Origin of the sequence: Algibacter sp. L1A34, from assembly GCF_009796805.1 — a bacterium.
Lineage (GTDB): Bacteria > Bacteroidota > Bacteroidia > Flavobacteriales > Flavobacteriaceae > Algibacter.
Map to the genome: position 1 here is coordinate 3,787,727 of NZ_CP047029.1, position 13,376 is coordinate 3,801,102.

At 33.0% G+C, this 13,376-nt stretch carries 12 protein-coding genes; 2 read left to right on the forward strand and 10 right to left on the reverse strand.

The annotated features are described in order from the left end of the window. Positions 1–7: 7 nt before the first annotated feature. The 10 genes from GQR97_RS16050 to GQR97_RS16095 form a co-directional block, all read right to left on the reverse strand. Positions 8–607 (reverse strand): YbhB/YbcL family Raf kinase inhibitor-like protein, encoded by a 600-nt coding sequence (locus GQR97_RS16050; RefSeq protein ID WP_158850229.1) that lies wholly within the window; start codon positions 605–607, stop codon positions 8–10. Continuing rightward, on the reverse strand, positions 604–1,929 hold the full coding sequence (locus tag GQR97_RS16055; RefSeq protein WP_158850231.1) for a YHYH protein: 1,326 nt from the start codon (positions 1,927–1,929) through the stop codon (positions 604–606). Before GQR97_RS16055 ends, GQR97_RS16050 begins: the two co-directional genes overlap by 4 nt. A gap of 21 nt (positions 1,930–1,950) precedes the next feature. Next, positions 1,951–2,985 (reverse strand): sensor histidine kinase, encoded by a 1,035-nt coding sequence (locus GQR97_RS16060; protein ID WP_158850233.1) that lies wholly within the window; start codon positions 2,983–2,985, stop codon positions 1,951–1,953. Positions 2,986–3,001: 16 nt separating this feature from the next. After that, positions 3,002–3,400, reverse strand: coding sequence for a DoxX family protein (locus GQR97_RS16065; RefSeq protein ID WP_158850235.1), 399 nt, complete (start codon positions 3,398–3,400; stop codon positions 3,002–3,004). Positions 3,401–3,431: 31 nt separating this feature from the next. Continuing rightward, positions 3,432–4,730: a DUF1566 domain-containing protein gene (locus GQR97_RS16070; RefSeq protein ID WP_158850237.1), complete on the reverse strand. Its 1,299-nt coding sequence runs from the start codon at positions 4,728–4,730 to the stop codon at positions 3,432–3,434. Positions 4,731–4,754: 24 nt separating this feature from the next. After that, complete coding sequence (locus GQR97_RS16075; RefSeq protein WP_158850239.1) at positions 4,755–5,954, reverse strand: DUF1566 domain-containing protein; 1,200 nt, start codon at positions 5,952–5,954, stop codon at positions 4,755–4,757. A 28-nt stretch (positions 5,955–5,982) separates the two neighbouring features. Continuing rightward, entirely contained in the window at positions 5,983–7,203 is a 1,221-nt protein-coding gene (locus GQR97_RS16080; RefSeq protein WP_158850241.1) for an ABC transporter permease, read from the reverse strand. Between the two features lie 2 nt (positions 7,204–7,205). Continuing rightward, positions 7,206–7,949 (reverse strand): ABC transporter ATP-binding protein, encoded by a 744-nt coding sequence (locus tag GQR97_RS16085; protein ID WP_158850243.1) that lies wholly within the window; start codon positions 7,947–7,949, stop codon positions 7,206–7,208. A 6-nt stretch (positions 7,950–7,955) separates the two neighbouring features. Continuing rightward, on the reverse strand, positions 7,956–9,161 hold the full coding sequence (locus GQR97_RS16090; RefSeq protein ID WP_233267560.1) for an efflux RND transporter periplasmic adaptor subunit: 1,206 nt from the start codon (positions 9,159–9,161) through the stop codon (positions 7,956–7,958). A gap of 100 nt (positions 9,162–9,261) precedes the next feature. Further along, positions 9,262–10,593, reverse strand: coding sequence for a TolC family protein (locus GQR97_RS16095; RefSeq protein ID WP_158850245.1), 1,332 nt, complete (start codon positions 10,591–10,593; stop codon positions 9,262–9,264). A gap of 372 nt (positions 10,594–10,965) precedes the next feature. Between GQR97_RS16095 and GQR97_RS16100 the strand changes: the two genes are divergently transcribed. Further along, the gene (locus GQR97_RS16100) at positions 10,966–12,297 is read left to right on the forward strand and encodes a cytochrome ubiquinol oxidase subunit I (protein ID WP_158850247.1); all 1,332 of its coding nucleotides are present in this window, start codon (positions 10,966–10,968) and stop codon (positions 12,295–12,297) included. A gap of 2 nt (positions 12,298–12,299) precedes the next feature. Continuing rightward, a complete protein-coding gene (gene cydB, locus GQR97_RS16105) occupies positions 12,300–13,376 on the forward strand; it encodes a cytochrome d ubiquinol oxidase subunit II (protein ID WP_158850249.1) in 1,077 nt (358 codons plus the stop codon).

A 13,376-nucleotide genomic window follows, 5' to 3' on the forward strand; every position in this document is an offset into this window, starting at 1 on the left:
CTTGTTTTTAATTTGAGTCTATAAATGTTAAAGTCGTTCTATCTATAATGTTCACGGTATCCAATGCATTCATAAATACATTGTAATCTACGGTTAAACTGTGTTTTTTAGGTAAAATGGCAGGTGTTTCTGATAAGGCATAAAGCGCTATGATGTATTCGTGCTTACCTTTGCCACGAGAACAAGGTGACGTATATGATATGGCTGTACCATCTTTATTTGCACCCATAAACCAATTACCTTTAGACGCCATTTTGTATGGAATCTCTGTTGTTTCAGGATTTATACCCCATAATAACAGATATGAATTGATTTCTGTTTTATTATCTTTTTTGGGATAATGATACATCACGACAGCTAAAGATTTAGTGCCTTCAGGCACATTCCCCCATGAAAGAGGTATGGAGTTTTCAACATCATTAACCTTTTCCTCACACTTATAAGCATCTAATAAAACACCATCCTCTATCGCAATACTCGATAGTTTAAAATCTGAATGTATGGTTTTAAAATCATCATGATTCACTTCTGTAGTCGCTTTTTTATTATTTTCACAAGACATCAATCCAATAAAAAGTATGGGAACTATAAATTTTGAATATTTCATTTGTCTCTTGGTTTATAGGTTTCAACGGTTACTGTGCCATCAGGGTTTATAAATTGATAGCTGTAAGTGTCTTCTCTGTCCCAACTATAATTTATAGTATATTCTTTTGAATCTAAACTGTACGTTAATGCATATGAATTTTCTTCTAAAGATTTAAAGTCAATAATCTCAGCACCTCGCAATGGTCGTAATGCAGGTCGTAATTCTTGTGTTCTAGGTTGCGGATATACTTGATTTTCTGGCGCTTTTGTTTTTGGGTCTAATATCACTTCACCTCGCATACCTGCAATAAAATAAGGATATTTTTTAATAGTATGGTATTCATAAGAACCGTCTGCATTTGTTTTTCCTAAATAGACATCTAACGCATCTGTTGTTTCTCCATATACAGGAAAACCATCTACAGCATAAGCTAGTGGGTTACCAATACCTACTTGATCTTGCAGGTGTAATGGTGGCAAATGGTAATGATAATCGTCTGCACGTCCACAATGTCCGCCCCAATTGTCTAATTCTCCAATAGCATTAGCATCTTCACCTCTATTATTTAAAGGATTAAAAATGGGAATTCCATTTACAGCGACAGCAATCGCACCTTTTAGTAAATTGGTTTTTGTCGATAATGGGTGTTCTGCCATTTTTGGATGCGTAGGTATAGCCCAACTATTATTACCTGTGTAATTTTGGTTTATAGGCACTTGTTGTTGCCAGTTTGTAATACCAACCATCATATCATGATCTGGTAACCCATTTGATGAAATATACAGGTAGTTGTCGTCTGTACGTGTTGTAACACCTTCAAATTTTTCGAAAAAACTTTGCATCATCGAGACATTACTGGGAGGCACTTCTGCAATACTCGTTTTAGCAGTATTCGTGTTTTTACATGATACAATTAGCAGAACGATTATACCAAATGCTCCGTGAGTTAAATACAACACTTTTTTTTGTTTTATCAGTTTAAATACAGAAAAGGACAAAAGAAAAATACCTAAACCTATAAGTGCCCAATTAAAATTTGATACTGATTGAGAATCAGCTTCAGCAGCAATACTACCATTTAAAGCAAGAATGGATTCACTTTTGGTTTTAATATACTTTTGATTTGCTTCGGAAAAGTCTGAAATTTGAAAAATCTTGACAGTATGATTGCCATCTATAAGCCAAACCTCATCATTTTCATATTTAACAAAATCAGCATTAATTATTTTATTAGTACTTGTTAATTCCCATTGTTTTAAAGGAATCCCATGTCCACCTTCATGAGCAAAAACCGTCCCATTTAATATCAAAAAAAAAATAATTATAAGTGCGTTTTTCATTAGATTAATTTTAAAATTATTTTAGTTGGTTTCAATTTCTAATTGTGCAAAAAAGTGTTCGTTTTTAATAAACGTTTTAAAGCTGTGTTTGTTTGGGTATAATAATTCTAAACGCTTTTCAATATTAACAAGCCCGATACCGGAACCACTCTTATCATCTGTCTTTTTAGGAAAATTAGCATTTTCAATAGTAAATAGAACAGTTTGTTTATCAACTGTCATATTTATATTAATTTTACTCTCTTTACTAGCAGAAACGCCATGTTTAAAAGCATTTTCAATTAATGATATAAATAATAACGGAGCAATGGTTATACCTGTTTCTTCTTCAGGGAAGTTATAATTCACTTTGGTTTTATCTGAGATTCTAAGCTTCATTAATTCTATATACTTTTTCATAAAGTCTATTTCTTTAGATAATAAAACAGACTCTACACTTGTTTCATATAGCATATATCGCATTAATTTACTCAAACTATGGATTGATGATTTCGCACGATCCGGAGAAATATCTACCAAAGCATAAATATTGTTTAGAGAATTAAAAAAGAAATGCGGTTGCAATTGGTAATGTAAATGCTGAAGCTCTGATTTCAATTTTACATTTATGGCTTCTTTACGTTCTGCTTCAGTTTTCACCCAACGTTTTGTGCTTTTTATTGCTATAGAAAATAATAAAGGTGCCATGTAAGATAGCATTTGTATATAAACAAACATTTTAAAAGGAGGACCTTCACCTTTAGTATTATCTCGCTTTTTCATAAGCTCTTCAAAAAAGGTAACTTCAATTTGCTCTTTTAAAAATATGAAGAAAGCAATAATAACAACATTAATTAAAATAAATTGAGTTGTTTTTTTCTCGAATAAAAAGCGATCTATAAAAACAAAATAATTGAGATAAAAAATGAATGCATAAAAAACTAAGGGAATCCAAAAATGTGCAATAACCCTATTAATTTCTTGCTCTTGTCCATACGATAAAAGATATGGCATACAAAACAGAACAAGCCAAACTAGGAGGTGTAAAAGGACACTTATTTTTTTATTTTTATGCATTTTATATTATTTATTATTAATCCCACTTGTTAGAAGTAGACACTGCATAGCTGCCAGAACCCGTAAAAAAGAATACCAAACCTCCAAATGCATATAACAAAAGTACTTCAATTTCTAGACCTCCTGTTTTTGAAATAGCAAAAATATGATCTGCATGTGCTAAAATAAGTGCAGCAACCATACCTAAGAAAAACATTAATGACGCTAATCTGATTCTAAACCCAATTATAATCAATATTGGTGCTATTAACTCTGTTACATATACTCCATATGCCATCACTGAAGGCAAACCAACTTCTGCAAGCATATTTTCGATACCTGTGAGACTATTTAATTTTGCAATGCCATGAAATAGCATTAGTCCTGCTATTACTATTCTTAATAACAATAATCCGAAGTCTATATCCTTTTTCATAACATCAATAATTTTAATTAAACAACTTATATTACTTCAAGTTTCTTACCAAACGAACGTAATTATAATATCTCTCACCACCTTCACTAGCAGGTCCATTTTCATGTTTTGTATCGAACCTAACCGCTCCTGCTCCATGAAAATCTAAACCTTCATTATTCACGGCACGTCCAAAAGCAACATACCATGCGTAATAGAAGGGTTTTCCTTTTTGAAAATGTGCAGAAGTACTAGTCCAGAAATATGGATAATCTATATCGCTATTTTCATTAGTAATTTCTGAAATATTAAAAATTGGATCTATTGCAGGTCCTTCTTGTTCTTTGTCTTTTGCACCAGGTGCAAAATCATAATCAACAATACCTTGAAGTTCTTTTACATTAGGTAAACGCCAATCTGAATATTCTGCCAAGGTGGAATTTTCCGCATAGTAAAGTGCATTTTTCCAATCTAAACCTTTTTCACTGTCGTTTTTAGACCACATTAAACCTGATGCTTTATCTGTAATAGTATTATCTCCATTATCATAAAAATCATTAACACCATAAGCATTTCCACGAACTGCACGAACATGCTTTAACATTGGGTTACCTGTTGGTCGCTCACCATTCCCTGGAGGTGGAGGTCTATTTCCTTTTTCTCCATTTTCACTTTCTTGCCCTTGAGGTTTTTGGTTTCCTGGAGGAGGCCCTTTACGATCACCTCTATCTTCTGGCTCTTCGCCTGGATAAGCTTTTATATGTCCTGTAGCATGATTAACACCAAAAGCCGCAGCATATTGACCTTCTTCTGTATGACCTACATATTTATTATCTGCCCAATATTGTTCACTTTTATCAACATGTTCATTATTTACAAGTGAGAAATAATTGGTATCCAAATAAGGCCAACCTTCGCTAAAATCGCTAATTGAGTATAACTCTTTTGCTGTTGGCATCCTCCAATCATCATAACCATCTAACTCTAGGTTTTCGCAGTATTCTTTAGCACCTTTCCAATCAAAACCTTCTGTGGTAGGCACTTCTTGCCACATTAAACCTGTATTTAAATCTGTTGTGATGCCTTCTTCATTTTTTTGATAAGACATTTTTTTGCCTTTAAGATAATTAGCATCTTGACCAAAAAGTGAATCACTTGGTTTTAAAGATGGAATTACGTTGCCATCTTCATCATACAAAGTCACTTGACCAGTGGCAACCTGTACATAATTCTGTACATCATTAATAATTGGCTGAGCACTTGAATTTTTATCTTTACATGCCTGTACTGTAAACATGAGTAACACAATTAAAGTTACAACTCTTGCTGTGGTATTTTTTAATGTTTTCATAATTACTAAAATTTGTTTCTATACTTATTTTTCAACGTTTCTTACTAGTCTTACATAGTTATTAATTCTAATAGAGTCAGCTGCGTTTATAGATTCCATTAAATAATCTTCAATGTTACCCGATTTTGGGTCTGATCTTTGTGCTCCAGCTCCATGCCAATCGTAATATTCTGTTGCTGCACTATTATCTTTACTATATGCTTTACCAAATGCTATATAACAGGCCGTATATTTAAAATCTCCTTGTGTTGTACTTGTCCAAAACCAACTATCGTCATTAGTACATTCAAAATAGTTTTCATCTATAGCAGGAATCGTTTTTTTATCATAATCTACAATACTTTGTAATTCCTTGGTATTTGGGATTCTCCAATCTGTATAGTCTGCTAATTCACTATCTTTTGCATATATCAGTGACTCCTTCCAATTGTAGGCGTTTCCGTTATCAACCTTTTGCCACATTAAACCTGTAGCTTTATCTGTAACAGTTCCATTGCCATTATCTACATAATCATTTACACCATATACATTTTCTTTACCACGAACTGCTCTTACAAAGCAACCAGGATCTCTAACACCTACTTCGCCATTATAATACAAACCAGTTTCATAAGATTTAATATGCCCATCGGCAAAATTAAACCCAAAAGCCCCTTCCATTTTTATGTTTTGCAATGGACCTTTTGTATATTTAGTACTTGACCAATATTGGCCTGCAAAAGGCATTCTTTGTTCGTATTCAAAATCGAAATAATCAATATCTAAATAAGGTTTTGATTTATTTAAATCTTCAGGAAATAACTCTCCATTAGAATACAATAATGAATACAATTCTTTAATTGTTGGTAGTCTCCAATCTGTGTAACCTCCAATTTCAAGATTTTCTACATAATCGAAAGCATCATAAAAATTATGACGATTAAAATCTGGTGTTTTTTGCCACATTAAACCTGTATTTACATCGCTAATAGTTCCATCATCATTATCTTTATAAGACGAAACTATACCAGTATATTGGGCATCTTGACCATAGTAATCATCAGTTATATTTGGCTTAATAATTTCATTACCATCATTGTCATAAAACTTATCTTGACCTGTATCTGATAACACAAAGTGAATATCATCATTGGTTAAAACTCGTTTTTTAGTGTCTGAATTTTTACAGCCCACAAAAAACATACTAAGGCAAAAAGCACTTATTTTAAAGCAACTAAATTTCATTTTATTAAGATTTTAATGGTTCATATGTCTACTCGTAACGTAATGCTGTAATAGGGTCTAGAGCGGCTGCTTTTCTTGCCGGATACCATCCAAAAAAGATACCTGTAACGGCACAAACTACAAATGAAATAATTATAGAATATAGTGCTACGCTTGTAGGCCAATTAAGAAATTTTTCAATAAAAACCGTTGCTCCAAGACCTAGTAACACGCCTAAAACACCACCAGTGATACTTATTAAAATAGCTTCAATTAAAAACTGCATTAAAATATCTGCTCCTTTGGCTCCAACAGCCATACGTAACCCAATTTCTTTAGTTCGTTCTTTTACGGAAACATACATAATGTTCATAATCCCGATACCTCCAATCAATAATGAAATACTTGCAACTGCCACAAGTAAAATGGTTAACATCTCGCTAGTTGAACTAAAAGTTGAAATTAACTCTTCCATAGAACGTACTGTAAAATCATCATCTTCAGTATCCATTAGTTTGTGTTGATATCTTAAAATTTCAGTAACTTGAGTAACTGCTTCAGGAGCATCATCTTCGCTTATAGCAGAAGCCATAATTTGATTTAAATAATCGATAGCCAAAATACGTTTTTGAACTGTTGTGTATGGAGCAATAACAACATCATCTTGGTCTTGTCCAAAAGTATTTTCACCTTTTTCTTCTAAAACTCCAATAACTTTGAAAGGGATATTACTAAAACGAATCATTTGCCCTACTGGTTCTTGCCCATCTGGAAATACATTGTCCACAACGGTTTGACCTATTAAAGCGACTTTTGAAGCCGATTTAACTTCTGCATCTGTAAACATACTTCCGCTTTGTAAATCGACTACTTTAATTTTTAAATAGTCTGGATTTACACCATAAATAGTACTTGGCCAGTTGTTAGAACCATTAATTACTTGCCCACTACCATTAACAACAGGTGTCATGTAACTTAATAACGAAGATTGTTCTTTAATTTTTTCGTAATCTTTAAGCGTTAAAGTTTGTACATCTCCTCCACTTCCTCTTGCGGGGCCTCTATCATCTGCACCCGGTCTAATAGTAATCATGTTAGATCCCATTGCAGAAATAGTTGTACGAATACTTTCCTTCGAACCTTCTCCAATAGCTAACATAGCAATAACAGAAGCTACCCCTATGATGATACCTAACATGGTTAGCAGCGTTCTTGTTTTATTAAGAACGATGGCTTTAAAAGCGATTTTTAATAAATTGAATAGTCTCATAATTAATCGTCTTGTTTAGGTAATTTGGCTAATTCTGCTGCTGCAGATTGTATATTATGATTTTGGTAATCTTGTATGATTTGCCCATCTTTTAATACAATAGTTCTACCGCTAAAGGTTGCTATATCTGGCTCGTGCGTAACAAAAGTAATGGTAATACCTTTTTTGTTTAACTCTTGAAATAGTGACATAATCTCGTAAGAGGTACGTGTATCTAAGTTTCCTGTAGCTTCATCTGCAAGAATCATAACTGGATTATTAACCAACGATCTCGCAATAGCAACACGCTGTTGTTGCCCTCCAGAAAGCTGTGATGGCGTGTGCCCCATTCTGTCTCCTAAACCAACCATTTCTAAAGCTTTTATAGCACGTTCTCTGCGTTCTTCGGTAGAAACCTTACTGTTGTATAACAATGGTAATTCTACATTTTCTATAGCAGACGTTCTTGCCAATAAATTATAAGATTGAAAAATGAAGCCTATCTTTTCGTTTCGTATAGTTGCAAGCTCATTTCTGCTTAAATCTTTAACGCGCACGCCATCAATTTCATAAGTTCCAGATGAAGGTTGATCTAAACATCCTAAGATATTTAACATCGTACTTTTACCAGAACCACTAGATCCCATAATGGTTACAAACTCGCCTTCGTTAATGGTAAACGAAATACCTCTTAAGGCATGAACCGTTTCGGTTCCCATGGTAAACTCACGCTTTAAGTCTTCTATTTTAATTATTTCTTTACTCATCGCTGTTTACTTTTTCTTGTTACCTCCTGGACGTTGTGGCATAAAAGGACTTTCATTTGTACCTCCTGCATTGGCTTCCGATTTAGAAACACCTTTTAAACTATACACTAATTTATCACCCTCAGTTATTCCGCTTAAAATTTGAACATTTACACCATCGCTTGCTCCAAGTGTTACTTTTTTTTGTGTTATTGCTCCATTTTTACCCAATACCCAAAGTGTCTTATCGTTTTTATCAATATTACTTGCACTTTCTTGTAAATTATGTTGTACGTTATATGTTGCTAATATTTCAGCTTCTGGTTTAAAGTTTATAGCTTTAGCTTCCGCAGTTAACACATCATTTAATTCCAATGTGTAAATAGAGATGGTTGCTGTTAAACCAGGTTTTAATTTTAAATCTTCATTATCAGCTTTAATAACAACGGTGTAAGTCACTACATTTGATGTCACTGTAGGGTCTAGACGTACTTGTGTTACAACACCTTTAAATGTTTCACCTATATAAGCATCTACTGTAAATTCTACGCGTTGCCCATCTTTTACCTGACCTATATCGGCTTCATCTACATCTGCTTCTACTTGCATTTCTTTTAAATCTTGAGCAATTGTAAATAGCGTTGGTGTACTGTAACTCGCGGCAACCGTTTGTCCTTCATCTATATCTCTAGATAGAATCACACCGTCTATTGGTGAGTAAATATTAGCATAACCTAAGTTGGTTTTAGCCGATTGTAAATCCGATAAACGTTGTATAGCCGTACCTTTTGCTGTTTCGTAATTGTATTCCGCATCATCAAAATCCGATTTACTAATGACTTGATTATCATACAACGTTTTTTGTCTTTCATAAATAATTTTCATGTAATTTCTTTGGCTCACTGCATTATCATAAGCAGCTTGTGATTGCATGGTAGATGCTTTTAAATTGGTTTTATCCAGTTCTGCAATAAGTTCACCTTCTTTCACCACACTGTTATAATCTACATATATTTTTTCTACCACTCCAGATACTTGTGTACCAACATCTACTTGTGTTATAGGTTCTATAGTTCCAGTTGCCGTTACCATTGTTGTTACATCTGCTTTTTTTGCTACAATGGTCTTCGTTTCAATAATAATGGCATCCTCGCCCTTTATAAAACTAAAAGCTGCAACTGCAAGTACAATGACCACTATACCTCCTATTATGAGTTTCTTTTTATTTTTCATGATGGTTATGTTTATTGTTTTTTAATTGAAACATGCTGTTCGCTATCACCTTTTCTTAGGTTGATTAACTTTTGGCTTGCTCGATATGATATAATGTTAATTAAAGTTTAATATCGTTTCCTTGATAAAATTGTAATAATTGGTGGTATAAAATATTTAAGTATTTGGCTTGTAAATAGTTTTGCTGTGCGTTGGTGAATGTGTTTTGACTAATCACTAAATCTGTGGTACTTAAATCACCTAATTGATACTTTTTCAAGGCTAGTTTATAGCTTTGTTCAGAAGCATCCTTAGAGGCTTGCGCTGCTATAATTTGCTCTTGTGCAGACATGGCGTTTTGGTAAGCTGTTTCTATTTTTTTATAAAGTAATTTTTCTGTAATTTGTTTTTGAATTTCAGCCTTTTCTATATTTAATGTTGCTGATTGTACTGCCGATTTTGTTTCATTTCTATTAAAAATAGGAATGCTTAACGATAAGCCTAACTTCTGATTAAAATTCACATCAAACTGATCAGAAAAAGTACTATCATTTATACTTGTATAACCAGACCCCATACTTCCAGAAAGAGATAATGTTGGTAAATAACCACCCTTTGCAATGTCTAATTCCTTTTCGTTAGCAGCAACATTTAGCTTGCTTGCCTCTACTTCTGGTAAATAATTTAAAGCCTTATTATAAATGGATATTTTATCTAATTCAAGGTTTATTAAATCCATGTTTTCATCAATAGTTTCAATTTCTAAAGTATCCATTGGCGTTAATTCCAACAACTGTTTTAAATCAATAATATATTGTTGGTAAGTATTTTTTGCTGTAATTACATTATATTGATTTGTAGCAGATTGACTTTGAGCTTCTGTATAATCACTTAAAGCTATGGTTCCGGCATCTAAACGTGCTTTTGCTCGTAACACTTCCTTTTGCGAGGCAACTAAGTTATTCTCTGCAATAGCAATATCTTCCTTACTAAATAAGGTTTGTAAATAGTTTTCTAAAATGCTAATTACAATGCTATTCTTGGCTTCTTCTTGTAAAAAACTACTTTGTTCTAAAAGAATTTTACTTTGCTTGATTTGATTACTTATTTGATTACCTTGAAATAAAGTAAACGAACTGTTAATACCCACATTTGTACTATGTATTTGGTCTGTAACATAACTACTTGTAATAGGGTCTATCGTGTTTCCGTTAGAAAAACTTTGCGATGCACTACCAAATAAGTTTGGTAATCGAGACGATTTAGTTTTACTGTAATTTACTTCGGCAAGATCCTTATCTAATGTTGCATCTTTTAAGGTAATATTGTTTTCTATGGCATAACTAATACAATCTTGCAAAGACCACACTTTAGGTTTCTGTAAATCAAGTGTTTCTTGTCCTAACGAAATCTGTGCAAATAGAAAACTTGCGAGAATAATATATAATTTCATTTTAAGGTGTTTTTTGTTTTACACTACAAAAATGAAACTAAATACATCTACATAAAACAGTAATAGAAGTTTGGAGGAATTGACTATACGAAAAGCGTTGTTTTATCGATGAGAATTTTATTAATATTGAAAATAATTTAAATATTAATTCTACTTATTGAACTTTTAATAAATCTTCATTTCGTCCTGTTATTTAGCCTTTATTATGATAACGAACTAAGCGGTATTCATTAACTTTGTTTGCAGTTAATTTAACGAACAATTTATCGGTTTTATATTAATTACTGAAACATTCTATATGTAACAAAGGTTACTGTTTTAAAGATTAAAATCGAATAATTTCGTCCGCAACAAATACAAATTATTGCTTTTATGGAAGACATGCTTTTTTATGATAGAATGCAGTTCGCTTTTACCATTACATTTCACTATTTATTTCCGCAATTAACCATGGGATTATCTTTGTTGATAGTCTATTTTAAAGGAAAATTTCTATACTCTAAAGTTGAAAAATATAATGATGCCGCTAAATTTTGGATGAAAATTTTTGCTCTTAATTTTGCTATGGGTGTTGTTACCGGAATCCCGATGGAGTTTCAATTTGGAACCAATTGGGCTAAGTTTTCAGAACTCACAGGAGGTATTATAGGTCAAACTTTAGCAATGGAAGGTATGTTCTCTTTCTTTTTAGAATCCTCTTTTTTAGGGCTTTTTATCTTCGGTGAAAAACTTCTAGGACATAAACTCCATTTTGTCACCGGTTTTTTAGTATTCTTAGGTTCTTGGGCTAGTGGTTATTTAATTATTGCCACACATTCATGGATGCAACATCCTGTAGGCTACGAAATTCTAGAAAATGGACGGTTTGTACTTAATAATTTTGGAGCTTTATTTTCTAACCCTTGGCTATTACCGTCATATTTCCATAATCAATTAGCTTCCGTAATTACAGCATCCTTTGTTGTGGCAGCTATTGGCGCTTTTTATATTCTGAATAATAAGCATAGCGAATTCGGAAAGCTCTTTGTAAAAACGGGTGTAATGTTCGGTTTATTTTCTAGTATATTAGTAGCTTTTCCAACAGGAGATTTAGTTGCTAAAAACGTTGTAAAACACCAACCAGTAACCTTTGCTGCTATGGAAGGTATTTTTGAAACTGAAGACGGTGGATCGGAAATTGTTCTTATAGGGCAACCTAATATGCTTGAACAAAAACTAGATAATAAAATTGCTGTACCCAACATTTTAAGTTTCCTAACCTATCAAGATTGGAACGCTCAAATAAAGGGTTTAAACGAATTTGATAAAAGTATGCATCCAACAAATGTACCGGGCTTATACTACGCCTATCATATTATGGTTGGTTTAGGCACTATATTTATTGGTTTAATGTTACTAGCAGCCGTTCAGCTTTTTAGAAAAAAATTATACACAACTAAATGGATTTTATGGTCGCTTTTATTCATGCTTCCTTTTCCATACATTGCTAATACTACAGGTTGGTATACTGCCGAATTAGGCCGTCAGCCTTGGTTAGTTTACAACTTAATGCGCACTGCAGATGGCGCTTCACCAACAGTATCTGCAGGTAACACTTTATTTACTTTACTCGGTTTTATTGGTTTGTATTTACTTTTAGGCTTGCTATTTTTAATGCTTGCGGGAAAAATAATTAATAAAGGACCACAACTTAACACACACTAATTATGGAATTATTTTGGTATATCGTTTTAATGACCATGTTGGCTATTTATGTTATTTTAGATGGTTACGATTTTGGTGCAGGCATCATTCATTTGTTTTTTGCAAAAACTGAAAAAGATAAAAAAGCAATCACTAACGCTATCGGTCCATTTTGGGATGCTAACGAGGTTTGGCTTATTGCTTCTGGAGGTGTTTTATTTTTTGCATTCCCTACCTTATATGCATCATCTTTTAGTGGGTTTTACTTACCGTTAATGATGATTTTGTGGCTTTTAATTTTTAGAGCTATTGGTTTAGAATTACGCGGACAGGTACACAACCGCATGTGGGAAGCCATTTGGGATAAAGCCTTTGGTATTTCAAGTTTACTTTTGGCACTTTTCTTTGGTGTTGCCTTAGGTAATGTAGTTCGTGGTGTAAACTTAGGAAATGTTGTAGATGGAGTTTCCACGCACGAAGCACATTTTTTCTTTTTACCACTTTGGAATCCAACGCTTAGCCCACACGCCGAGGAATTAGGTATCATAGATTGGTTTACACTCTTGCTAGGTATTATTGGTGTCGTTTCTTTAGCTATTCATGGTGCAAACTGGATTATTTTCAAAACCAATTCAGACTTAAATAAAAAATTGAGAAAAGTAATTTTCAATCTTAATATCGTCCTTCTAGTTTTAGTAATAGTTTCTATTTCAATTTGGCATCTTATTGAACCTAAACCTTTTCATAATTTCTTTGAACATCCTTGGTTATGGATATTCCCAATAATAACCTTAACAGGTTTGTTCGGTTTATTCCGAATAAAATCATTCAAAAAAGATGGGTATGGGTTTATATTTTCATCGTTATTTTTATTCGGAGGGTTAACAACAACAGTATCTTCTATTTTCCCAAAAGTATTGCCTTCAACAAATAGTATAAATCCAGATTTAACACTTTACAATGTTGCTGCACATGAATATGGATTAACCGTTGGAGTATACTGGTTTGCTATTGCTGCTGCCCTAGTTGCTGTTTATATGTTTATTCAATACAAAGTTTTTAACGGAAAAATGGATGATGTAGGTTACGGCGAACATTAA